This is a genomic window from Gemmatimonadaceae bacterium (genome assembly GCA_036273715.1).
In the GTDB taxonomy this organism is placed as follows: Bacteria; Gemmatimonadota; Gemmatimonadetes; order Gemmatimonadales; family Gemmatimonadaceae; genus JADGGM01.
Map to the genome: position 1 here is coordinate 46,272 of DASUHB010000029.1, position 22,229 is coordinate 68,500.

Annotated in this window: 19 protein-coding genes; 11 read left to right on the forward strand and 8 right to left on the reverse strand. The window is 68.5% G+C overall.

Annotated features, from left to right (window positions below; all coding sequences use genetic code 11):
- Window positions 1–93: 93 nt before the first annotated feature.
- On the forward strand, window positions 94–711 hold the full coding sequence (locus tag VFW04_05805) for a methyltransferase domain-containing protein (GenBank protein ID HEX5178822.1): 618 nt from the start codon (window positions 94–96) through the stop codon (window positions 709–711).
- A 4-nt stretch (window positions 712–715) separates the two neighbouring features.
- On the opposite strand, the gene VFW04_05810 is transcribed toward VFW04_05805, so the two are convergent.
- Both VFW04_05810 and VFW04_05815 read right to left on the reverse strand, forming a co-directional pair.
- Window positions 716–3,370, reverse strand: a complete 2,655-nt coding sequence (locus VFW04_05810; GenBank protein HEX5178823.1) for an ABC transporter permease — start codon at window positions 3,368–3,370, stop codon at window positions 716–718.
- Between the two features lie 11 nt (window positions 3,371–3,381).
- Entirely contained in the window at window positions 3,382–3,717 is a 336-nt protein-coding gene (locus tag VFW04_05815) for a PadR family transcriptional regulator (protein HEX5178824.1), read from the reverse strand.
- A gap of 270 nt (window positions 3,718–3,987) precedes the next feature.
- On the opposite strand from VFW04_05815, the gene VFW04_05820 reads away from it, so the two are divergent.
- The 5 genes from VFW04_05820 (at window position 3,988) to VFW04_05840 (ending at window position 7,637) form a co-directional block, all read left to right on the forward strand.
- A complete protein-coding gene (locus VFW04_05820) occupies window positions 3,988–4,728 on the forward strand; it encodes a hypothetical protein (protein ID HEX5178825.1) in 741 nt (246 codons plus the stop codon).
- Window positions 4,729–4,849: 121 nt separating this feature from the next.
- The gene (locus tag VFW04_05825) at window positions 4,850–5,374 is read left to right on the forward strand and encodes a hypothetical protein (GenBank protein ID HEX5178826.1); all 525 of its coding nucleotides are present in this window, start codon (window positions 4,850–4,852) and stop codon (window positions 5,372–5,374) included.
- Window positions 5,375–5,417: 43 nt separating this feature from the next.
- Window positions 5,418–6,071 (forward strand): sigma-70 family RNA polymerase sigma factor, encoded by a 654-nt coding sequence (locus VFW04_05830; protein ID HEX5178827.1) that lies wholly within the window; start codon window positions 5,418–5,420, stop codon window positions 6,069–6,071.
- On the forward strand, window positions 6,068–6,727 hold the full coding sequence (locus tag VFW04_05835) for a hypothetical protein (GenBank protein ID HEX5178828.1): 660 nt from the start codon (window positions 6,068–6,070) through the stop codon (window positions 6,725–6,727). Before VFW04_05830 ends, VFW04_05835 begins: the two co-directional genes overlap by 4 nt.
- Window positions 6,717–7,637, forward strand: a complete 921-nt coding sequence (locus VFW04_05840) for a hypothetical protein (protein HEX5178829.1) — start codon at window positions 6,717–6,719, stop codon at window positions 7,635–7,637. Before VFW04_05835 ends, VFW04_05840 begins: the two co-directional genes overlap by 11 nt.
- Window positions 7,638–7,644: 7 nt before the next feature.
- Here VFW04_05840 and VFW04_05845 read toward each other — a convergent pair whose 3' ends face one another.
- The gene (locus VFW04_05845) at window positions 7,645–9,699 is read right to left on the reverse strand and encodes a M13 family metallopeptidase (GenBank protein HEX5178830.1); all 2,055 of its coding nucleotides are present in this window, start codon (window positions 9,697–9,699) and stop codon (window positions 7,645–7,647) included.
- Window positions 9,700–9,987: 288 nt separating this feature from the next.
- On the opposite strand from VFW04_05845, the gene VFW04_05850 reads away from it, so the two are divergent.
- The gene (locus VFW04_05850) at window positions 9,988–10,764 is read left to right on the forward strand and encodes a phenylalanine 4-monooxygenase (GenBank protein HEX5178831.1); all 777 of its coding nucleotides are present in this window, start codon (window positions 9,988–9,990) and stop codon (window positions 10,762–10,764) included.
- 37 nt (window positions 10,765–10,801) lie between these two features.
- Here the strand turns inward: VFW04_05850 and VFW04_05855 are convergent, their stop codons facing one another.
- Window positions 10,802–11,521, reverse strand: coding sequence for a hypothetical protein (locus VFW04_05855; GenBank protein HEX5178832.1), 720 nt, complete (start codon window positions 11,519–11,521; stop codon window positions 10,802–10,804).
- A 190-nt stretch (window positions 11,522–11,711) separates the two neighbouring features.
- On the reverse strand, window positions 11,712–14,948 hold the full coding sequence (locus VFW04_05860) for a hypothetical protein (protein HEX5178833.1): 3,237 nt from the start codon (window positions 14,946–14,948) through the stop codon (window positions 11,712–11,714).
- A 161-nt stretch (window positions 14,949–15,109) separates the two neighbouring features.
- On the opposite strand from VFW04_05860, the gene VFW04_05865 reads away from it, so the two are divergent.
- Together VFW04_05865 and VFW04_05870 are read left to right on the forward strand one after the other, a co-directional pair.
- Window positions 15,110–15,568 carry a pyridoxamine 5'-phosphate oxidase family protein gene (locus tag VFW04_05865; GenBank protein ID HEX5178834.1) on the forward strand — a complete coding sequence of 153 codons (459 nt, stop codon included), beginning with the start codon at window positions 15,110–15,112 and terminating at the stop codon, window positions 15,566–15,568.
- Window positions 15,569–15,574: 6 nt separating this feature from the next.
- Window positions 15,575–16,069, forward strand: coding sequence for a macro domain-containing protein (locus VFW04_05870; protein ID HEX5178835.1), 495 nt, complete (start codon window positions 15,575–15,577; stop codon window positions 16,067–16,069).
- Between the two features lie 50 nt (window positions 16,070–16,119).
- Here VFW04_05870 and VFW04_05875 read toward each other — a convergent pair whose 3' ends face one another.
- Both VFW04_05875 and VFW04_05880 read right to left on the reverse strand, forming a co-directional pair.
- A complete protein-coding gene (locus tag VFW04_05875; GenBank protein ID HEX5178836.1) occupies window positions 16,120–17,193 on the reverse strand; it encodes an alpha/beta fold hydrolase in 1,074 nt (357 codons plus the stop codon).
- A gap of 150 nt (window positions 17,194–17,343) precedes the next feature.
- Window positions 17,344–17,634 (reverse strand): hypothetical protein, encoded by a 291-nt coding sequence (locus tag VFW04_05880; GenBank protein ID HEX5178837.1) that lies wholly within the window; start codon window positions 17,632–17,634, stop codon window positions 17,344–17,346.
- Window positions 17,635–17,855: 221 nt separating this feature from the next.
- Between VFW04_05880 and VFW04_05885 the strand changes: the two genes are divergently transcribed.
- Window positions 17,856–18,374 carry a dihydrofolate reductase family protein gene (locus VFW04_05885; protein ID HEX5178838.1) on the forward strand — a complete coding sequence of 173 codons (519 nt, stop codon included), beginning with the start codon at window positions 17,856–17,858 and terminating at the stop codon, window positions 18,372–18,374.
- Window positions 18,375–18,452: 78 nt separating this feature from the next.
- On the opposite strand, the gene VFW04_05890 is transcribed toward VFW04_05885, so the two are convergent.
- Window positions 18,453–19,142, reverse strand: coding sequence for a hypothetical protein (locus VFW04_05890; protein ID HEX5178839.1), 690 nt, complete (start codon window positions 19,140–19,142; stop codon window positions 18,453–18,455).
- Window positions 19,143–19,442: 300 nt separating this feature from the next.
- Here VFW04_05890 and VFW04_05895 point away from each other — a divergent pair, with 300 nt between their 5' ends.
- On the forward strand, window positions 19,443–22,172 hold the full coding sequence (locus tag VFW04_05895) for an ABC transporter permease (GenBank protein ID HEX5178840.1): 2,730 nt from the start codon (window positions 19,443–19,445) through the stop codon (window positions 22,170–22,172).
- Window positions 22,173–22,229 lie beyond the last annotated feature (57 nt).

Consider the following 22,229-nt stretch of genomic DNA (forward strand, 5'->3'; position numbering starts at 1 on the left):
CGCGGTGTCCAAGGATGAAGGTCAGCGAAACACCACCGGGCAACTCGCCGTATCGGTCATCATGGTGGAAGCGCACCGGAGAGCGTCAGCGGAATGACCACCCAACTCGTGAACGCCGCGCCGGACCGGCACGGGCGTGCAGTCGCCGCATCGGTCTCGCGCATCATGCGACTTCGCGACGGCATGCGGGGCGACAGGAACGCCGCGCATCCGTTCGTGCACATCGACTGCGGCGACGGCAGGGTGGCGGCGCTGGTGTCGGCGGGCGCCGCGCGCCTTGCGTTGGGCGCGGATCGGGCCCCGCCGCGCCGCGGCGCCGTTCCGATGGTGGCGTGCCTGGTCGATCGATTGCCCTTCCCCGACGGCGCGGCCGCGTACGTCGTGCTCTCCGACGTGCTGCGCTGCGCGACCGATCCCGTGCGGCTGGTGCGCGAGGCGCTGCGCGTCGCGCGCCACGGCGTGATCCTGTGCGACCGGCTGGTGAAGCGTCGCGGCGACCGGCTGCTCCTGCGCGCGTTAGACCTGGCCGACGGCCGGCCGACGCCTCGGTACTGGACCGAGCGGCAGTGGTGGGAGATGGCAGAACGCGCGGGTGCGCACGTGACGCATTGGGATCGGGTGCGCGACGTCTATCCGGCGCCGGCCTCGTGGATGTTCGGAGGCCACTTGCACGTCGTGATGGTGCTTGAGCCGGCGCCCCCAGCTGCCTAACGGGCTACGCGTCTCGGATGGCCTCGGCCAGATCGATCCTCGCGGCGCGGCGGGCCGGCGCCCAGCTCGCGGCGAGGGCCACCATCAGGAGCACGACGATCACCAGCCCGAACGTCAGCGGGTCCGTGGGACTCACCTCGAACAGCTTGGACCTGAGCCAGCGCGTGGCGAGGAGCGCGGCGAGCACGCCGATGGCCGCGCCCAGCCCGGCGTGCGCCATGCCGCGGCCGACGATCATCCCGGTCACGGCGCGGCGCCGCGCGCCTAACGCAAGCCGCACGCCGATCTCCCGCCGGCGCATGCTCACCGTGTAGGAGAGCGTCCCGAAGACGCCAATCGCCGCGAGCAGCGCCGCCACGATCGCAACACCGGCGACCAGCGACGCCGCATGGCGCGGGTCGGCGATCGATGCAGACAACCGGTCCGCCATCGGCAGGGCATCGGCGACGGTCACCGACGGTTCCACCGAGCGCAGCGCCGCGCCGATCGCGGGAATCGCCGCGGCCGGATCCCCGCTGGTACGCACCACGAGCGCAAGCGTGCGTCCCCAGCCTTCCGTCATCGGCTCGTACACTCCCTCGGGCGGGTCGCCGAGGTGCGTGTATGTCACGTCGCTAACAATGCCAATGACCGTGACGAGCGGACACGACGTGCACCCGCCCGAGACGAGCTTCCGACCGATCGCCGTGCCGTCCGGAAAATACCGATTCGCCCAGGAACGGCTCACCAGCAGCACGGGATGCTGTCCACCGGTATCGGACGGCAGGAACATGCGGCCGTCCAACAAGCGGACGCCGAGCGCGGCGAAATAGTCTTTTGTGACGACGGTCCATGGTGTTACCGGTTGCGCCGTTCCCGCGGGTACTGGTTTGTCGACGAGGTCGAAATTGTTTTCGTTGAGATTGCCGCCGGAGAGCGGGAGTTGATCGGCCAGCCCGGCGGCAACGACGCCCGGCACCTCGCGGACGTCGTTCAATGCACGCGTCCAGTACGACGAGATCGCGGTATCGGACCCGTTGATCGGCGAGTATCTGGCGGACGGCAGCGACACGTTCACTGTGAGCACGTGCGATGGATCGAAGCCCGGACTCGTGCGCTGCAAGCGCAGGACGCTGTTGAGCAGCAGCGCCGCCGCCGCCAGGAGCGGAAGCGCCAGCGCGAATTCGGCGACGACGAATGCCGCGCGGAGCATGCGGGCGCCGCGCGTGCCGCCCACGGATCGTTCGCCGCCGAGCACGCCGGCGGCGGAGCGTTCGCGGGCGAGATGGATCACCGGATAGGCGCCGATGATGAGCCCCGAGATCAACGCGACCACGACGGCGAACACGATGGCCCGCACGTGGACGTGCGCCTCGGCGAGCCGCGACACCCGCGGCCCGACGACGAGCATGACGCGCACGCCCAACGTGCCTAACGCGACGCCGGCGGCGGCGCCGGCCAGCGACACCATGATGCTTTCCGTGATCAGGAGGCGCGCCACGCGCGCCCGCGTGGCGCCGAGCACCGCGCGCAGGGACACTTCGCGCCACCGGCCGGCCGCGCGGACCAGCATCAGGCCGGCCACGTTCGACACCGCGATGAGCATGACGAGCACGACGGCCGCGCTGAAGAGAGCGAGCGTCTTCGGGGCATCGCCGAGCATCACGCGCCGCAGCGAAACCGGGACCAGCTTCGCGTCGTGGTCCTGAAAGCTCGCCTGCCACACGACGAACTCGCGGCGGCTCACGCGCTCGAGATCGCGAGCCGCATCGGCGATGGTGAGGCCGTCCTTGAGCCGGCCGATGACGACCATGCCGAAGGGGCCGCGGCGATCCGGCGGTTTGAGCCGCGCGTCGGGCCACACCTCGCCGCGGCGGCCGCCGAGCGAGGTGTAGCGCGCATCGAGCACGCCGACGACGGAATACGCGATGTCATCGACGTCGACGGTCTTGCCTAACGCAGCCCGGTCGCCCCCCAGATGCTCGACGGCGAAGTGGTGGGTCACGACCGCCGCGGGCGGGGCGCCGGGCGCGTCGTCGGCTGGACCCAGCGGGCGGCCGACCGCCGGCTTCACGCCCAACGTCCGCAGGAAGCCGGACGTCACGTAGCCAACGGGCAGGCGCTGCGGCGCACCGCCCGCGGCGACGGACACGTCGGTCTGCCGCAGCAATCCGACGTCGGTGAAGCTGCGCTGCCACGCCTGGATGGCCTGGAAGTCGGCGACCGACAACGGCCACTGGTTGGTGGGGGAGTTGCGCTCGAAGATCTGCACGAGGCGGTCGTCGTTGGGATACGGCAGGTGCGAGATGACGACGGCGTCGAGCACGCTGAACACCGCCGTGCACGCGCCGATGCCTAACGCAAGGATGGCGACGGCGGAAATCGTGAACGTCGGGCCGCGGCGGAGCGCGCGCGCCGCGTAGCGGATGTCCTGCTGCAACTCGTCGAGCCACCGGGTGCCGCGCGCGTCGCGGTGCGCCTCCTTGTATCGCTCGATGCCGCCGAACGCGACCAACGCCCGGCGTCGCGCGTCCGCTGGCGACAGATGATGCAGCCGCTCGAGCTCCTTCGCCTCGAGTGCCACGTGCAGCCGCACCTCCTCATCGAGCTCGCGGTCGAGCGCACCGGGCCGCACCAACGCGCGGATGCGCCGCACCAACTTCCGAATGGACAGGCCCATGCTCGAGTCCCTCACGTCGCCTTGAGTACGCGCTCCACTGCCGTCGAGAACAGCCGCCACTGAGAGCGTTCGGCAGCGAATTGTTTGCGGCCGTCCGCCGTCAGGCTGTAGAACTTGGCGCGTCGACCGCCCGCTTCCGGACTCGTGCCCCACTCGGCGCGAATCCACCCGCGATCCTCGAGTCGATAGAGCGCTGGATAGAGACTCCCCTGCCCGACCTCGAGCACGTCATCCGAAAGCTGACGGAGACGCTTCGAGATGGCCCAGCCATGGAGCGGCCCGAGCACGAGCGTCTTGAGGACGAGGAGGTCGAGAGTACCCTGCAGCAGATCGGCGCGGTCAGCCATGTCGATTCCGTCGAAAGGGTGATGCCTTGTCGTTCGACAACATAGACGGGCATGTTGTCGGATGTCAAGGTATCCGGTGGCCGGGCACCTGTTCGGTATGGGCGTCGAAGCGCGACGGTGGCGCGCCGCCGCTGGGAGATGCGAGGTGGTGGGCGCGGCCGGCGCCGGATGCCCTGGCTCTGGCGCGGCAGCCCGTCGGCGAGCAAATAGAGGCGACGCACCCCGCATCTCCGGCGCGGCGGACCCGTGCGCACGCTTTACGGAGCCAGCATGCCATCATCGATTCGCATCGTCCTCGTCGGCGACAGATCGGATGCGGTCCTCGCGCACCGCGCGATTCCCGTGGCGTTGGCGCGGGCCTCGCACGACGTGCAGCGCGTCGTCCGAGCACAGTGGATGCACACCGGATCGTCAGGTCCGGAGATGGCCGCGCGACTGACGAGTGCCGATGGCGTGTGGTGCGTCCCCGGGAGCCCGTACGCGAACATGCATGCGGCGCTCGCGGCCATCGGATTCGCGCGCCGGTCGGGCGTCCCATTCCTCGGCACCTGCGCCGGATTCCAGCATGCCCTCCTTGAATACGCGCGATCGGTCCTCGGCCTAACGGACGCGGAGCACGCTGAAAGCAATCCGGAGGCCGAGGACCCGTTGATTACGGCGTTGTCGTGCGGACTGGTGGAAGTGGAAGGCCGGGTCCATCTGGCCGAGGGATCGCGAATGCGCGCGATCTATGGTTGCGCGGCGGCGACGGAGGCATACCATTGCAACTACGGGCTCGACCCGAGGCACGCCGAACGCTTCGCACACGCGAGCCTTCGCATCACGGCGACGGACGACGACGGCGCTGCGCGCGCCGTCGAATTGGCCGACCATCCATTCTTCGTTGCGACGCTGTTTCAACCCGAGCGTGCGGCGCTCGCCGGGCGTTCGCATCCCGTGGTCGGCGCATTCATGCAGGCGGCCGCGGCCGCCTCAGACCGGCGCAGCGGCTCGCCGGCGAGCGCGAGCTGACTGTTCGTTCGCGCCGCGCGTGAGCACGTAAGCGTTTGGCGAACAGGCGACATCCAATCGATACAGCCGTCCGGCGCCTCACTGGTCTGCCGGCCACGCACTCAATTCGACTGGAGGTCTCATGAACCGCCGACGGAACGCAGTCACAGTGGCGCTTGTGTGCGTTGCGGCGATCGCCGCGGCGACACCAGCGTCGTCCCGCGCGGCATCCTTCGCGGTTGCTGCATTCAAGTGGCCGCCGTGGTTGTCCGTTGAATGGCCGGTGAATCCGTACGATCGCGCAAACCGCGATGCGTTGCTGCTCGTGCACGCCGCCATGCGCGAGGGCGTGCCGACGACTCGCGATCTTGCCGGGAGCGCCGAGGGCATCGTAAACGGACAACGTCAGACGGTGATGCTTTGGTTCGACGCCACGTCGGAGCCCGGCGTATTTGCGTTGCGTCGTCAATGGCCGTCGGAGGGCGCGTGGCTGCTCAGGATTACGTTGGCCAAGTCGACGACGGCGCTCGTGTCGCTCGACCGGTCCGGTGCCGTCTCGTCGGTGGACGTGCCGATGCGCGCGGGAACGGGCGATCGCCTTCCGCGCGCGGTCGCGGCGCACGAGATCGACTCGACGCTTGCAGTGATCGCGTCGCAGCGGCCCTGATGCGGCGCTCGCGAGTTGCCTCCGGCGACCGTTTCATCGCATCATGACGCACCACTCTGCGGCTCGGCGCGTGGCCGTGACGTCGCACGGCCGCGCGATCCGGGGTGCGCGCATGGCGACCGAGATGACGGATGAATCGCCTGCGCCGCCGGCGTGGGCGGCGGCGACAATCGACTCGGCCGTCGCCGACGCGGTGCGCCGGGCGCGCGCCGGGGACGTGGACGCGTTCGGGATCGTGTACCGCGTCCACGCCCCGGCGATCCACGCGTTGTGCCGTCGCATGTTAGGCAACGAGCAGGACGCGCGCGACGCGCTCCAGGACGTATTCGTGCGGGCCTGGGAAAAGTTGGGATCGTTTCGCGGGGAGAGCGCGCTGCGCACGTGGCTGCATCGGTTGGGCATCAACGTGATCCTGGAGCGGCTGCGCGCCAGCCGCCGGGACGCGCTCCGATTCGACGACCAGGCGGGCGACGTCGCGCCGTCGGGCTCGACACCGGCCGAGCGCGCCGAGGCGGCGATCGACGTGGCGGCGGCACTGGACCGGCTGCCTAACGGCGCGCGAATCGTGCTCGTGCTGTACGACATCGAAGGCTACTCGCACGAGGAAATCGCGGCGATGACGGGCATTGCGCCCGGCACGTCGCGCGCGCAGCTCTGGCGCGCGCGACGCCATCTCTCGAGGATACTCGGCGCATGACCCATCTCACCGAGGCGGACCGCCAGGATCTGGCCGACGGCAGCGCTCCCGCGGAGCGGGCCCGAGCGCTCGAGTCGCACGTGGCGGGATGCGCCGAGTGCGCGGCGGATGTCGAGCGCCTCCGGGCCGTGGTGGCGCGTGTGCGCTCATCGTCTGTGCCTGAGGATGCGGTCGAGGCGATGTGGCCCGCGATTCGCGACCGCATCGAGCGCGGCAAGGTGGCGCCGCTGTCCGCGGCCGCCGCGCGGCGTGCGCGTCCGTGGCGGGCGGCCTGGATGGGTGCCGGCGCGGCCGCCGCGGCGGTGTGCGTCGTGCTGCTGCTCGAGGTGCGGCCGCACGAACCGGCCGGCCAGCCGCCGCCGGCCGGACGCTCTGTGCCTAACGGGCAGCGCGGCGTGCAGCCGATCTCGGATACCGCCGGCGGGAGCCAGGCCGATGTGCAGCGCCTGCTCGACGAAATCGAGCTCGAGAAATCCATGCTGCCGCCGGCGACGGCAGCCGTCGCAGACAGCGATCTCCGGGTGATCGATCGGGCGATCGCGGAGCTCAAGGACGCGCTCGCTCGGGATCCCAACAATCCGGCCCTCCGGCAGATGCTCGCGGACTCGTATCGGCAACAACAGGACCTGCTCAGGCGGATGCACAATGCGTCGTGACCGCGGTCCTTCCGGAGCGATGGGGTTGCGGCGCGCGATAGCGGTTGTCGCCTGCGCCTTCTGCTGTGCGGCCGCCAATGCCAGCGCGCAGCGCGAGCCGCCCAGGCTTCGCGCACAGCACCTGGATCCGACCGCGCCGGTCAAGGTGTTTTTCCCGACCGGCACGATCCGGGTGCTGGCGTGGGACTTGGACTCGATCGAGGCTCTCGGCACGATCGCGAGAGGCGAGCGGTTCTATGTCGCGGGCGACGCACGCGGGGTGAAAGTGGGCGTCATGGATCATGCGGATGGTACGCCGGTTCGCCCTTCGGCCGTGGTGCTAATGGTGCCCCGCCGCAGCCAGGTTTCGGTGAAGTCGGTGAGCGCGTCGATCGGCGGGCGCGACGCGTCGGGGTGGTTCTACAGCGTGTCCGGTCCCATTCGCCTAACGGGAGCCGTGTCGAGCATCGACGTGGAGTCGATGGCCGGCGACGTGGCGCTGGATGTCACGGCGCCCTGGGTGCGGGCTCGGACCGGCGGCGGCCGCCTCGCCATTGCCGGCGCGCCGGAAGATCTGGATGCGGCCACGGTGCGCGGCGCGCTCGAGGTGCGTCACGCCGCCGTGGCGCGCGGCCGCTTTGTCTCGGTGGATGGCGACATCACGTTCGAGGGAGCGCCGCCGGCCGGCGCGGTGTTCGAATTTTCGAATCACGCCGGCGGCGTCGCGCTCCTGCTGCCGGATTCCGCGTCGGCGCTCCTCGATCTGTCGACGATCACGGGCACGATCGCGAACGGGTTCACGCAGGTACGGCCGGTGGCCGGACAGGACGGACGCGGCGGCGCCTTGCACCTCCGGCTTGGGTTAGGCGCGGCGAGGATGACCGTGCGGACCTACAAGGGCACGATCACCCTCGCCAGACAATCGCCGTAGCGACCGACTACCAGATGTGCGCGCGCAGGCTGTCGGGGCGGACCATCGGGTCGCCGTCCTTGCAGCCCCACGCGGCCCTGAACTCGGGCATGTTCGACAGCGGGCCATCCACGCGCCACTTACTCGGCGCGTGCTCGTTGACGTTCACGAGCGTCCGCTGCATTTCCGGCCGCATCTGCTCGCGCCACACCTGCGCCCAACTGAGGAAGAAGCGCTGCTCGGGCGTGAAGCCGTCGATGAGCGGGGGCCGCCCCTTGTCCTTGAGCGACTTCTCGAGGGCCAGGTACGCGATCTTGAGGCCGCCCAGGTCGCCGATGTTCTCGCCTAACGTCAGCTTGCCGTTGACGTGCGTGCCGGAGTCGACCACGGTGTAGCTGTTGAACTGATCGACGACGAGCTTGGCCTGCGCGTTGTACTTGGCCGCGTCTTCGGCGGTCCACCAGTCGCGGAGATTCCCCTTGGGATCGAACTGGCGGCCCTCGTCATCGAAGCCGTGCGTCATCTCGTGTCCGATCACCGCGCCCATGGCGCCGTAGTTCACGGCGTCGTCGGCGTTCGGATCGAAGAACGGCGGCTGCAGGATCCCGGCCGGGAACACGATCTCGTTCATCTGCGGATTGTAGTAGGCGTTGACGGTCGGAGGCGTCATGCCCCACTCGGTGCGATCCACCGGCTTGCCCAGGCGAGACCAGTTGTCGGCGCGCCGGAAGTCGGAGGCGTGGCGGAGATTGGCCAGGTAGTGGCCGGGCTCCACCTCGAGCTTGCTGTAGTCCTTCCACTTGTCGGGGTAGCCGATCTTTTTCGTGAACGCATCGAGCTTCTCGACGGCGCGCTGCTTCGTGCTGTCGCTCATCCAGGCCAGCTGCTGGATGTCGGCGCGCAGCGTGGCGACGAGGTTGTCGACCATCGCCAGCGCGCGCGCTTTCGCGGCGGGCGTGAACGTGCGCTTGACGTACTCCTGGCCGATGGCCTCGCCTAACACGCCGTTGGCGGTGGCGGCGCAGCGCTTCCACCGCGGCAGCTGCTCCTTGGCGCCCGTGAGGTGCTGCGACCACTTGAAGTTCTCATCGGCGAACCTGGATGGCAGCGCGCCCGCCGTGTTGTCCAGCAGGTGCCAGCGGAGGTAGGCCTTCCACGTCGCGACGGGCACGCTGGTGAGGAGCGAATCCGCGGCGCTGAAGAAGGCCGGCTGGGCGACGTTGATCTCGCGCACCACCGGTGCGCCTAACGAATGGAGGAAAGCCTGCAGGTCGACGTCGGGCGTGAGCTTCTGCATGTCCGACAGCGGCATCTTGTGATAGGTCGCGTTCGGATCGCGCATCGCGACGCGCGGCATGGAGGCCTGGGCCAGCTTCGTCTCGAGATCCATGATCTGCTGCGCATCCGCGGACGCCTCGCTCTCGCTCTCGCCCGAGAGCTGGAGCATCGTCGTCACGTGCGCCACGTAGGCATCACGGAGCGCCTTGCTCTTGTCGTCGGTGCGGAAATAGTAGTCGCGCTCCGGCAGGCCCAAGCCACCCTGGCCGGCGTTGGCGATTTCTTCGCTCGAGTTCTTGGTGTCGGGCCGCACGAAGAAGCCGAACGGCGCGAGGCCGGCCTGCGCGTCGAGTTTGCCCAACGAGGCGCGCAGCGACTCGCTGCTGTTGATCGCGGCGATTTCCTGGAGCTGCGGCTCGATCGGCTTCGTGCCTAACGCTTCGATCGCCGTCGTGTCCATGCAGGCATCGTAGAACGTGCCGACTTTCCATTCGTTGGTCCCGGGCTTGGCTTTCCGGTCCCGCACGGCTGCCGCTTCGTCGTCGAGGATCTGATGGACCACGTTGGTGTTGTGATCCTGCAGCTCGTTGAACGACCCCCAGGACGAGTAGGCGGCCGGTATGCTGGTCTTCGCGATCCAGCCGCCGTTGGCGAAGGTGTAGAAGTCCGTGCATGGCGCGCACGTCGTGTCGAGATTCGCGCGGTCCAGCGGATGCGAGGCGCCCGTCTGTTGGGCAGCGAGCGGCGCCGCACAGGTGAGTGACACCGCCGCCGCGGCGATCGTGCGAACCAGATGTGGTCTCATTGCAGAGCCTGGGCTTGGGAATGGGTGCTTGAAGATGGCCGGCGGAAGGAGCAACGCAATGCGCAAGCGGTTTTTTGGCGTTGACATCCGCTGGTTAGCCGCCTACCGTACGAGCCATGAATCGCGCGCCGCGCAGCTACTCCTACCGCTATTACTACGTGCCCCGAGCCACGGGACGCGAGCGGAGGCGTGTGCGCGACTGAACAAGTTGCGACATGAGATCCCCGGCGGCCCGTGGAAGTTCCACGGGCCGCTTTTTTTGTCCCCCTCAGGCAGGAGAGCACGACCATGCAGCAGGCAGACACCGGCAGCGCCGCCGCGCCGCACGACGCATCAGAGGACGCCGACCTTCCCGCGTTCATCGAGCAGGATTACGCCCGCTATGACCGCGAATCGCACGCGGTGTGGCAAATCCTGTATGAGCGCCGGATGATGACCCTGCGCGACACGGGGAGCGAGGTGTTCCTGAACGGCATCGAGCGCATCGGCCTGGCATCGGATCGCGTTCCGGACCTCGTCGACGTGAATCGACGGCTCGGGGCGCGCACGGGATGGCGCGCGGTGGGCGTGGCGGGCTTCATCCCCGCCGCCCAGTTCTTCCGGTGTCTGGCGCAACGCCGCTTCCCGACGACGCTCTCGGTGCGGCCGCGAAGCCAGCTCGATTATCTGCCGGAGCCCGACATTTTCCACGACGTGTTCGGCCACGTGCCCCTGCACGCCGAGCCCATCTTCGCGGATTTCCTGCAGCGGTTCGGCGAGTTGGGCGCGGCCGCGCGGAACGAACAGGAAACCGAAGCGCTCGCCCGGCTGTTCTGGTTCACGGTCGAATTCGGGCTGATCGAGGAGGGCGAAGGCCCGCACGTCTACGGCAGCGGCCTCATCTCCTCCCACGGCGACGCGGCCAACGCGTTAGGCCCGTCCTGCGAACGGCGGCCGTTCAGCCTCGATGCCGTCATCGCGCAGCCGTTCGAGATCGACCACTTCCAACCGGTGCTGTTCGTGGTGCCGTCGTTCGATTCGTTGTACCGGGCGGTGGAAGAGTTAGGCGCACGGTTCGCATCGTGAGCCCGGCCGTCTGCCGGGCCACGATGCGCAGGCCGGCCTACTGAACCGGCGAGCCCGCCGCGAACGTGAGGACGATGCCCTGGACGTCGGCGCCGGCAAACGCCGCCGTGGGCCCGGCGCCGCCCGTGCCAAACTCGGGAACGGTGCTCGTGATGTTGAACGCGATGTGCATGGTTTCCTGGGCGCACGTGACGCCGGTCGGCGCCTGGTAGGCGCCGCAGCCTCCGTTAGGCCCGTCGCCCGTGACGGTGACGACGCCCTGCGTCGGGGCCCAGGTGAGGCTGCTGTCGCCCGAGACCTGAAACACGAATCCGGTGGCGCTGGTGCCCGACGAACCGTCGAACGAACCGCTCGCCGCGTCCGAGCCCGGCGCGAAGACATCCAGGATCATGAACGTCTGCGGATCCGATGGATTGTCGAAGGCCAGGACGTCGAACTCGGGTCCGAAGCCCGGCGAGCCGGAGAACACTCGCTTGAGTCCGAACGCGTAGAACGGGCCGGCGCCGAGATCGCCGCTCAGGTTAATGGCGCTGACGCCGACGCCGGCCTGGATGCCGACCATGATGGAATCTGCCAGATCGGAAATCCCCGGATTGCTCGCGGCGATTTGCTGGAGTCGCTGCGTCATGGCCTGCGCCTGCGCCGACGTCAGTTGCAGCGTTGGCGGCTTGGGCGACGTCGCCGACTGACTCGAGCAAGCGGCCAGCAACGTCAGCACGCCGGCGACGGAGCATGGACGGACCGAAAGGATGCGCATGGGACCTGTACGGTGGATGTGGAATGGTTCCAACCGCGTCGCGGCCGTGACGCGGCCACCCCTTGTACCCGTGCTTTGCTGCGTTGGTCACCTGGTCGCAAGCGACCAACGCCCGCCCCGTGAAGCCTGCACTTCACCCCGTCGCCGGGCCGATTCAAGTGCGCGCGGCGCATCCGTGATACTCAGCGGCCTAACGCGTCGCGCGCGCCGTTCCCCGCAATGCCTTCCACTTCGCCAGCACCGCCTCGGATTCCGCGCGGGCGTGGTCGCAGGCGGCCACTTCCGCGGCCGTCGGCGTAGTCTCGGCGCCCTGCATGGCCATTGCCGCTTCCATGAGCGAGCTGCTCGCGCTCTGCAGCGTAGGCGGCGCGTTGCGCGCGACGCGCCGGCCGAAGGCGAACTGGCGCGGGCCGGTCGCCGGCGGCGGCGCCAACGAGTCGAGCTTGGCGCGCAACGCGCTCGTCGAGTCGGTGCGCTCAGCCAGCGCGCGCGCCGAGTCGTACGCGGCCTGCGTCGCGACCGCGCGATCGTACATGTCGCGCGACAGCGCGGCGAGGCGGGTGAGGCCCAGCGCGGGCGTCTTGACGCGCGGGTCGAGGCGCACCGTGAGCGGTTGCGTGTAGCTGCGGCCGTTCACCGTTAGGCGCACGGTGTAGCGGCCGGGGGGCGCCCACGGGGCGTACGGCTGGGGGTACGTGTGGTGCGGCACGGCGCCGGTCGCGTCCTCGTCGCCGCGGGACGGCGACGCCATGCCCGGCACCGGCTGATAGTGCAGGTCCCACGAGAACCGGTGCATGCCGCGCTTGGTCGACAGCACGATCGGCGGCGCGGGCCAGTAAAGCGGCAGCGCGCAGTAGGGCGCCGTTGGGCGCTCGTGACACACCAGGTCGTAGGCCGCCGGGTCGGTCGCGGGTTCCGGGTTCGGCACCGAGTCGTCGCTCGAGTAGGAGCGCACGACTTTCCCGGCCCCGTCGAGGATGTCGAGCGTCACCGCGGTCGGCGCATCTGATGCGAGATAGTAATCGATGATGCCGCCCGGCATCGGATTCTCGCCGGCCGGCAGCTCGGGCGGCCACGGCGTCGGGTCGTTGGTGGCGAATCGCACGCGGACCGCGGTCGCCGGCTTGTACAGGTACACGTCCTGCGCGGCCAGTGCCTGCGCTTCCTGCCTGAGCGGCGTCACATCATCCAGAATCCAGAAGCCGCGGCCGTGCGTGCCGGCGATGAGGTCGGAACAGAGACAGGCGCTGTCGTCCTTGAGCTGGAGGTCGCGCACGGAAATCGCCGGCATATTGAGGCGCAGCGACTGCCAGTGGTCGCCATCGTCGAACGACACCCAGACCTGGGTCTCGGTCGCCGCGTAGAGTAATCCTTTCTGCCGCGGATCTTCGCGAATCGAGTTCGCCGCGGCGCCCGGCGCGATCCCGTTGTCGATTTCCGTCCACGTCTTGCCGCCATCATGCGTGCGGAAGAAGTGGGGGTTCGCGTCGTCGATTCGCATCGTGTTGGCGGCGGCGTACGCCGTGCGATCGTCGAAGTGGCCGGCGTCGATGTTGAAGATGCGCGTCCACGGTTTGATGGCGGGCGGTGTGACGTTGGTCCAGGTGACGCCGCCGTTCATGGTGACCTGGATGTTGCCGTCGTCGGTGCCGGCCCAGAGGACGCGCGCGGACCGCGGCGACGGCGCGAGCGCGGTGATCGTGCCTAACGGCGACGCGGTGACGCCGGTCGCGTACTTGCCGGCGGATGCGGGCACGGTCCAGGACTGGCGGGCGAGATCGGGGCTGATGCGCGTCCACGAGTGCGCGTGGTCGGCCGATTTCCAGACGACGTTGGAGGTGTAGTAGAGGACGTTGGCATCTTCGGGCGACCACACGATGGGCATCGTGCGGACGTTGCGATTGTACGTGTCCCCGTTAGGCCCCGGCCCGCTCATGTCGGGACCGACGTAGGTCGTCTGGCCGGTCTTGCGGTTGTACAGCGAGACGTTGGTCCGCATGCTGCCGTACACGAGATCCGGGTCGCGCGGATCGGGCGCGGCCACCCCGTACTCCTGGATGTTCACCGGGTGCCAGTCGTGGAACGTGATTTCGCCGTCGTCGGAGCGGCTCTTTACGCACGCGGAGCCCGAGTCCTGCTGGCCGCCGCAGACGCGGTACACGAACGTGTTGTCGGTAGACACGTGATACATCGCGGCCGTCGGCTGCGTGTACCAGTTGCTCCACGACTGGCCGCGATTGGCGGACACCACGCCGCCCTGGTCGCTCACCTGGATGATGATGTTCGGGTTGAGCGGATTGATCCACGTCTTCTGATAGTCGTCGCCGCCGGGCGCACCGCGCACGGCGGACCAAGTGATGCCGCCGTCCTCGGTGCGCCAGAGCACCGTGGAGGAGCTGTACACCACGTTCTCATCCTTGGGATCGACGATGATGGTCGGCAGGTCGCCCCCGCCGATGCGGACCAACGGGCGCGGGTCGACGGGGCGGCTCGTTAGGCCGGGACCATCGACGAGCGTCCAGTGCGCGCCGGCGTCGCTGGACTTGTAGAACGCGACCACGCCGGCGCCGTAGCCGGCCGCGACGACGCCCGGCCGGTTGGACGGCTGCGCGACCATCGCGTAGACGACGTTCGGATTGCTGCGCGAAATCGCGATGTTGGCCTCGAGCACCGACGGCGGCAGTCCGTCCTTGAGCTCGGTCCACGTCGTGCCGCCGTCCGTGGACTTGTACAGGCCGCCCGAATTGCCGCCGAACCCGCCGCCTTCGCGGAATTCCTCCTGCTGCTGCCAGAGCGACGCGTACACCACCATCGGATTGGACGGATCGATGTGCACGTCGTTGGCGCTCGTGTACTCATCCTTGTACAACACTTTGGTGAACGTGTGACCGCCATCGGTCGATCGGAACACGCCGCGCTGTTCGTTAGGCCCGTAGGGATGGCCGAGCGCGGCGACGAAGACGCGGTCGGGATTGAACGGGTCGACGTCCACGGCCGCGATCATCTGGCTGTCGTCGAGGCCGATGTGCGTCCACGTCTTGCCGGCGTCGGTGGATTTGTACATGCCGTTGCCGGTCGCCAGATCGGGTCGAATGATGCCGGCGCCCGTGCCGACGTAGATGATGTTCGGGTTGGACGGCGCGACCGCGATCGCCCCGATCGAGCCGGTCGGCTGGTTGTCGAAGATGGGGGTCCAGGTCGAGCCGTAGTCGGTCGAGCGCCACACGCCGCCGTTGTCGAACCCGATGTAGGCGACGTTGGGCTGGCTGGCCGCGCCCGATACGGCGCGTGCGCGGCCGGCCCGCGTTGGGCCGATCTCGCGCCAGTGCATGTCCGAATACAGATCGGTCGACTGCGTGCGCGCCGTGGCCGGTGCGACGGCCGCGGCGAGGAGGAAAAGGATCAGGCAAGAGATGGACGTGCGCACGAAAACGGCCTCGACGATAGAGCGAAAAGGATGACGACGTGACGTCCGTGACCGCGAGGAATATGGGGCTGGGACACGCGCGCGGCTATGCAGAAGCACGCCGCGATTGCGCCCCATGTCCGCCAATTCTATCGTAGCGGAGCCTTCCTCCGGTGGTGCGCATGACTACGCCCGAGCTCCTCGCGTTCATGCAGGGGAACAAACTCGCAGTACAAGCGTCGGTGTCGGCGACGAGCGCGGCTCAGGCGGCCGTGGTGGGCATCGCGGTCACCGATGCGCTCGAGGTGGTATTCGACACGCTCGACTCGACGCGCAAAGTGGCGAATCTGCGCACGAATCCGCGGCTCGCGTTCGTGATCGGCGGCGCGGTGCCCGGCGACGAACGCACGGTGCAGTACGAAGGCGTGGCGGACGAGCCGACTGGCCCGGAGTGCGAGCGGATCCGCGCGGCGTATTTCAGCGCGTGGCCGGATGGCCGCTCGCGTGCCAACTGGCCCGGGCTCATCTACGTACGCGTGCGTCCGACCTGGATCCGCTACAGCGATTTCAACCAGAACCCGCCGCTGGTGGTCGAATTCGACGCGCGCCAGTTATCGCCGGCGGTTTCGGCAATCCGTTAGGCAGCAATGATCGAAGTGGTGGTCGCGGACATCACGACGATGCCGACGGACGCGATCGTAAACGCCGCGAACAGCGGCCTCGCGGGCGGCGGCGGCGTGGACGGCGCGATCCACCGGCGCGCCGGACCGGCGCTCGCGCGCGCCGCGACGACGCTGGGCCCCTGCCCCGCCGGCCACGCGGTGATCACACCGGGCTTTGGTCTGCTCGCCCGCTATGTGATCCATGCCGTCGGCCCAGTGTGGCACGGCGGACATCGGGATGAAGCCGCGGTGCTCGCCCGCGCCTACGAGCGCAGCTTCGCGCTCGCACGCGCACAGCAAGACATCCGATCGATCGCGTTCCCCGCCATTTCCACCGGTGCATACGGTTTCCCGAAAGAACTGGCGGCGCAGGTCGCGCTCTCGGCGATGCGCGCCCACGAGGCAGCGGTCGACCGGGTCGTCGCATGTCTGTTCGATGAGGAGAGCGCGCGCATTTATCGGGCGCTGGTCGACGGCTAGCGGAGCGAGTCGCGATGCCTGATCGCGCTCGAGCATTGCGACGCGCCGCGCTATTTCGGGAAGATCACCGGGAACACCTCGCGCGTCGTGTAGATGCATCGATCGTTGTGTCCGCACTCGGGCACGATGATGGCCGTTGCGGTCTTGGCGCCGAGGGTTTCGGTGACGTACTTGAAGAACGCTTCACCGCGCGCGCGGCGCGTGGGTCCCTGCGCCATCGCCGACGGCGACGAATCGAAGCCGCCTAATGGGAGGACGTCGACCTGTCCCAACAGATACGTCGTGGTACGCTCGGCCAGCTGCTTCCGGAGCTGCTCGTCGCTCATCTGCGCAGTGTAGCCGTGGCGATCTTCCAGACCGGCCGGCCAGTGGTTGTAGCGCGGCACCCTGGTCGAGTCGAACGGTCCGTAGGCGTACGTCGTATGCACCGTCTCGCCCAACTTGCCTAACGGTTCGCCGAGCGCCGCATCGGGGCTGGCGTCGCCCGTGGGGAGCGGCCGCACGGCCGCCGGCCACGCATAGCTGGACGGGTTTGCCACCACGTACCTGATGCGTACGCCGAGCGTGCCGTCAACCTTGTTGGCCATCTCGTAGCGCGTCGCGAACTGCCCGCCGGCCGAGTGTCCGGCGACCACGATCGTGGCAAGGTTGGGGAACACGTTCTTGTCGGCGAGCGTGCGCAGGATCTCATCCATGAAATCGAACGAGGACAGCGTGGGATTGGAGGGCGACATGCCGCCAGAACGCCACGTATCGCCGCGCTCCGGCCACCGCACCTCGTTGGGCTGCGCCGTGTCGCGCTCGGCAATGAAGTGCGGGGCGACGACGATCGTGTTCCCGAGCGCGCCGTCGAGGAACGCGGCGGCGGTCGCAGTCCGGAAATAATGGTCGGCATTGCGCGCGGCGCCGTGCACCATGATCAGCGCACGCGTGATGGCGGCGTTAGGCGTTCGGAGCGCGTAGGTGGCGTACACCATTGAGCGTGCCGGGCCGGCGCCGTAGATGACCCATTGTTCGCAGGCCGTCGTGGCCGTGGTGCACGGCGCCGCCGGGGAAGCGGGAGGCGCCTGGCGCGCCGCCGGCGCTGCGCCGAGCGCGACGAGGGCGATGAGAGGGATTCGCATCTGGCAAATCGGGAACGGGGAGGATTGTACCTGGAAAAGGCGCCGCGACACGACGCCCGAAGGAGCACGCGTTCGCGATGCCACAAGGTGATGGGATGGTTTGGAGGTCACAAGGCCCGCGTCTCGGCGCGCGGCGCGGCGCGCCTTCCGTTAGCCCTCGATCGTGTAGATCTCCCGCTTGCCGTGGTCGACCAGATCGTGGTAGCCCTTCATGACTTCCTCGAACTGCTTCCGATCGTCGGCCGACATCATCCTCGGCGACATCATCTCCTCGAACGTCTTGAGGTCCGGCACCTCCATCTCGGCGACCACCGTCCAGTATTGCTCGGCGCACATGTCGGTCATGACCTTCATGCGCGGGCCGCCGAGTTTTTCACCGAGCTTCGACATGGCGATGAACTTCTCGACCATCGGCCCCACCTTGCCCGGCTTGCAGTACATGATGTCCCTGATGAGATATATGCTTCCCTCCCGCCCCAGACGTTGACGTAATCGGACTCTCTGTACCTATTTACCACGACGCGGAGATACGTCAACAATGCGCGGCCTGCAGGCACGTCCGGTTCGCGGCGGCAACGAGCGAGCCGGATATGCCAGTACGCGCTGTCCCGACGGGCGCATATCGCGCGGCCGCGAGTCCAACTACGCCCTGGCCTTCGACCATGCGCGCCTCGGTGTTCGTCGGCACCAGCCTCGACGGCTTCATCGCTCGGCCTAACGGAGCGCTGGATTTTTTGGACGCCGGCGGCGCCGAACCGCACGGCTACGCGGAATTCATGGCCGACGTCGACGCGATCGTCATCGGGCGCAACACCTTCGAGACCGTACTCGGGTTTGACCGGTGGCCGTACGACAAGCCGGTGTACGTGCTCAGCAGTCGGCCGCTCCCACGCATCCCCGCGGCGGCGGCGGTCGAGCACTTGTCGGGCGACGCGCGCGACGTCATGACGCAACTCGAAGCGCGCGGCGCGGGCCATATCTATGTGGACGGCGGCGTCACCATCCAGCGATTTCTCGAGGCCGGCCTGATCGATCGTCTCATCGTCACGCGCGTGCCGGTGCTCATCGGCTCGGGCATCCCGCTCTTCGGATCGCTCACACGCGACGTTCTCGTTAGGCATGTGGCGACGCGCCAGTTCGGCGGCGGCCTCGTGCAGAGCGAATACGACGTCGTGCGGTAGCGCTGCCGGCGCACGGGCGCCTAACGGTGGACGCGCAGGGCGGCGCAACCGCCGCCGTGCGCGTTTCGAGCAAAAGGATCAGCAGCCGCCCGTATTGGCCGTCCAATCGCCCGCGTCGCCCTCACCAATATTGGGCGCATCGTACGTTCCGCTGCCGGCGCCAGTGGATGGATCGAGAGTCCCTGAAGCTGTGCCGCCCGTGTATGTCACCGAGAGCGACGTGCCCGACAACGTTCCCTGTAGCTGGCCGGCGACACTGGCGACACCGGTCAGATTGTTCTTCGAGTCGAGCACCAGATTCCACGTGCCGCCGCCGTTTCCCTGGCTGCTGCTGTACGTCCCGCAGAACACCTTCACCGTCGCGGCGTCGGTCGAGACCGTCCAGAGTCCGGTCTTGCCGTTGGGGAACGTGGACGTACCGGAGATCACACCGTTCGCCGCAGAGTAGTCGCCGGCGAGTCCGTATCCGCTGCCGGCAAGTACCAGCTGCGGCTCGGCGCTCGCGTCGTACGTGCCGGTCATCGCGATGACGTCGCCGCCCGGCGTGAGCGTCAGCGTCCCCGTGACCTGTTCGACCGTGCCGGCCTCAGCAACCTGCACGAATGCGAATCGCGACGGCACCTCCGACCGGCTGGTGACCGATGCCGGGAACGTAATGGTCAACACACCGCTCGCTCCGTCGCCCACCAGTGTGCCCTTGAACTCTCCCGTCGGTCCGGTGGACGGTGACGTCGAGCTCGATCCGCCGCACGCGACTGACGCAAGCATGACGGTTGCCGCGAGCCATCGCATGAGCGCCGCTGGCCGGCTTGGGAGAACGTTTGACTGGGCTGTTTGCATTTTGAGCGCTCCTGTTGGAAGGACCAGCGATCGGGCGTCTAGCGATGGGGTCCCATCTTCGAGCGCTCCCGTGACCAAGCCGTCACCTGGGCCATCACTCGGCGCGTGACGGGACAGGTACGGTCGCCGGCGGACCGACGCGCGGACATTCTCGCGCCCTCCCCCTTGTGCTTCTACAAGACCAATTGCATACTGAGGGCGTCCTGTAGAAGCGCAAAGGGTACACGAATGCTGATCGAGCTCTGGGCGGACCTGCGCTATCGTGCCCGCGCCATCCTGCGCCGGCACACGCTCGAGCAGGAGCTCGACGCGGAAGTGCGGTTCCACATTGAGCGTGAAGCGGAGGCCTACATCCGCGCCGGCATGCCTCGGGCCGACGCGATGCGGCGCGCCCGGCTCGCCTTCGGCGGTGTCGAACGCACCAAAGACGCCAGCCGCGATGTACGCGGGACCCGTATGCTCGAAGCGCTGGTGCGGGATACGCACTACGCCGTCCGCTCGCTCCGTAAGCACGCGACGTTTACCGTCACCGTCGTCGTGACGCTTGCGGTCGGCATTGGCGCCAACGCGGCGATGTTCGCTTTGCTCGACGCGCTGATGCTTCGCCCGCTGCCCGTTGGGCATCCCGCGCGGCTGGTCACCATTGGTGATCCGTCCAAAGTCAATTCCGCGTGGCACGGATCGCCGATGACGGCGTACGTCTCGTATCCGGTGTACGCCGACATCCGCGACCACGCACGCACGCTCGCGGGCGTGTACGCCACGGGCCAGGCCGGCAGACTCGAGGTCGCGGCCCCGGGCGGCGGCATCGAACGCCCCGACGGCCGCTTTGTGACCGGCAATTTCTTTTCCGTGCTCGAGGTCCCGGCGTACATCGGCCGCACCTTCACCGCATCCGAGGATCGCGTTCCGTTAGGCGACCCGGTCGTCGTCATCAGTTACGACTACTGGCGCCGGCAGTACGGTGCCGCGCCTGCGGCGGTCGGCACTACGATGGTCGTGAACGGCGTACCGCTCACCATCGTGGGCGTTGCGCCGCGCGGCTTCACCGGCGACATCGTCGGGCAGTCGACCGATCTGTGGATCCCGCTGATGATGCGGCAGGCGTTGCAGCCGGCCGGCACGGCGCTCGACGATCGGTCGTTCTCGTGGCTCGCCATGATGGGTCGGCTGGCGCCCGGTGCGACGCTCGCCCAGGCGCGCGCCGAGCTGGCGGTCATCGAGACGCAATCCATTCGTGCGCACCTCACGGGTGAAGATCTCGCCGAGTTCGATGAGGACCTGCGCGTACAGCCGATCGAGGTGAATGCGGGCGCGCGCGGATTTTCCGAGTTTCGGCCACTTTATGGACCGGCGCTGGTGGTCCTCATGGCCGCGGTCGGGCTCATCGTGCTCGTGGTATGCGCGAACGTCGCCAACCTGATGCTTGCGCGCGCCGCCGGGCGGGCGCGCGAGATGACGGTGCGCATGACGCTCGGCGCCGGCCGGCGCCGCCTGGTGCTGCAGCTCCTAACGGAAAGCGCGCTCCTCGCCGGCGCGGGCGGCGCGCTGGGGTTGATGGCCGCGGTGTGGGGAAGCCGGCTGCTCGTGTCGATCGCCGGCGTGGGCGACCGCACGATCGCGCTCGACGTCGCACCGGACCTGCGCCTGTTCGCGTTCACGCTGCTGGTCACGCTGCTCTGCGTGGTGCTGTTCGGGCTCGTGCCCGCGCTCCGGGCCACGCGCCTCGACGTCGGCACGGCGCTCCGCGCGCAAGGACGCAACATTTCCGGTGCTCGTGCGCGGTTAGGCCGCGTCGCGCTCGGCCCGGCGCTCGTTGTTGGGCAGGTCGCGTTGTCCACGCTGCTCCTCATCGGCGCCGGCCTGCTGCTGCACAGCATGCAGCGCATGCTCACCGTCGACCTCGGCTTCGATCGCGATCACATCGTGAGCGCCGACGTTCCGATGAATCAGCGGAGCCTGGGCGGCGCCGGCGTGCTCGCGGCGGCGCGCGAGCTGGCGGATGAGCTGCAGCGCGTCCCCGGCGTGCGCGCGGTGTCTTACTCCGAGGAAGGCTTGTTCAGCGGGGGCGAATCGACCGGGCACGTGGCGGTGGCCGGATTTACCGCCGTCGCCGACTCGCAACTGTCTGTTAGCTATGACGAGGTCGGCCCGGGCTACCTGCACGCGATCGGCGCGCGGCTCGTCCGCGGCCGCGATCTGGACGAGCGCGATGTCGCGGGCGCCGAGCATACGGCGCTCGTCGACGAGACCATGGCCCGGTACTACTTCGGTCCGCGCGATCCTGTTGGGCGGTCGTTCACGCTGGACTCCGTGGCCTACACCATCGCCGGCGTCGTGCACGACGTGCAAGAGCGCGACGTGCGCGGCCTTCCGGTTAGGCGGGCGTATTTGCCGGTCGCGCAGATGGCCGCGGCGCCGAAGATGCTCATCTTCGAGGTGCGCGTCGCGGGCGATCCGACGCGGTTCGTCGAGCCCGTGCGCGCGGCCCTGCTCGCGCGTCATCCCGATCTGCGCGATGCCGTGAAACCGCTCGACGCGATAGTCCGGGAAACGATCGGACAGGACCTGCTGCTCGCGCACGTGACGTCGTTCTTCGGCGCGGCCGCGCTCCTGCTGGCGGCGGTGGGACTCTACGGCATCACCTCGTACTCGACGTCGCAACGGACGGGCGAGTTCGGCCTGCGCAGTGCGCTCGGCGCCGCGCCGCGCGCCGTCACCTCGATGGTGCTTGGCGAAGCCGTGCGCCTGGCGACGTGCGGCGTCGCAATTGGATTGCCGGCGGGAATCGCGGCCACGCGACTGATTCGCTCGGAGGTCTTTGGCGTCGGGCCGCTCGACCCGGTGTCGATCGGGGCCGCGATCGTCGCACTCACTATTGCGACACTCGTCGCGAGCTACCTTCCGGCACGGCGCGCCGCGCGCGTCGGCCCGCTCGAAGCACTGCGCACCGAGTGAGCGGCGGTTACACGCCGCTGTGATGCCGCGCGGCATCGTGTCGCGTTATCTTGTCCC

What these genes read in the sequence shown, in the direction of transcription:
- VFW04_05815 (HEX5178824.1), bottom strand. Translation starts at nt 3,717, where the DNA reads ATGGCTGACCGCGCCGATCTGCTGCAGGGTACTCTCGACCTCCTCGTC.
- VFW04_05870 (HEX5178835.1), top strand. Translation starts at nt 15,575, where the DNA reads ATGATCGAAGTGGTGGTCGCGGACATCACGACGATGCCGACGGACGCG.
- VFW04_05845 (HEX5178830.1), bottom strand. Translation starts at nt 9,699, where the DNA reads ATGAGACCACATCTGGTTCGCACGATCGCCGCGGCGGCGGTGTCACTC.
- VFW04_05820 (HEX5178825.1), top strand. Translation starts at nt 3,988, where the DNA reads ATGCCATCATCGATTCGCATCGTCCTCGTCGGCGACAGATCGGATGCG.
- VFW04_05805 (HEX5178822.1), top strand. Translation starts at nt 94, where the DNA reads ATGACCACCCAACTCGTGAACGCCGCGCCGGACCGGCACGGGCGTGCA.
- VFW04_05865 (HEX5178834.1), top strand. Translation starts at nt 15,110, where the DNA reads ATGACTACGCCCGAGCTCCTCGCGTTCATGCAGGGGAACAAACTCGCA.
- VFW04_05875 (HEX5178836.1), bottom strand. Translation starts at nt 17,193, where the DNA reads ATGCGAATCCCTCTCATCGCCCTCGTCGCGCTCGGCGCAGCGCCGGCG.
- VFW04_05810 (HEX5178823.1), bottom strand. Translation starts at nt 3,370, where the DNA reads ATGGGCCTGTCCATTCGGAAGTTGGTGCGGCGCATCCGCGCGTTGGTG.
- VFW04_05835 (HEX5178828.1), top strand. Translation starts at nt 6,068, where the DNA reads ATGACCCATCTCACCGAGGCGGACCGCCAGGATCTGGCCGACGGCAGC.
- VFW04_05825 (HEX5178826.1), top strand. Translation starts at nt 4,850, where the DNA reads ATGAACCGCCGACGGAACGCAGTCACAGTGGCGCTTGTGTGCGTTGCG.
- VFW04_05850 (HEX5178831.1), top strand. Translation starts at nt 9,988, where the DNA reads ATGCAGCAGGCAGACACCGGCAGCGCCGCCGCGCCGCACGACGCATCA.
- VFW04_05880 (HEX5178837.1), bottom strand. Translation starts at nt 17,634, where the DNA reads ATGTACTGCAAGCCGGGCAAGGTGGGGCCGATGGTCGAGAAGTTCATC.
- VFW04_05890 (HEX5178839.1), bottom strand. Translation starts at nt 19,142, where the DNA reads ATGCTTGCGTCAGTCGCGTGCGGCGGATCGAGCTCGACGTCACCGTCC.
- VFW04_05895 (HEX5178840.1), top strand. Translation starts at nt 19,443, where the DNA reads ATGCTGATCGAGCTCTGGGCGGACCTGCGCTATCGTGCCCGCGCCATC.
- VFW04_05830 (HEX5178827.1), top strand. Translation starts at nt 5,418, where the DNA reads ATGACGCACCACTCTGCGGCTCGGCGCGTGGCCGTGACGTCGCACGGC.
- VFW04_05840 (HEX5178829.1), top strand. Translation starts at nt 6,717, where the DNA reads ATGCGTCGTGACCGCGGTCCTTCCGGAGCGATGGGGTTGCGGCGCGCG.
- VFW04_05885 (HEX5178838.1), top strand. Translation starts at nt 17,856, where the DNA reads ATGCGCGCCTCGGTGTTCGTCGGCACCAGCCTCGACGGCTTCATCGCT.
- VFW04_05855 (HEX5178832.1), bottom strand. Translation starts at nt 11,521, where the DNA reads ATGCGCATCCTTTCGGTCCGTCCATGCTCCGTCGCCGGCGTGCTGACG.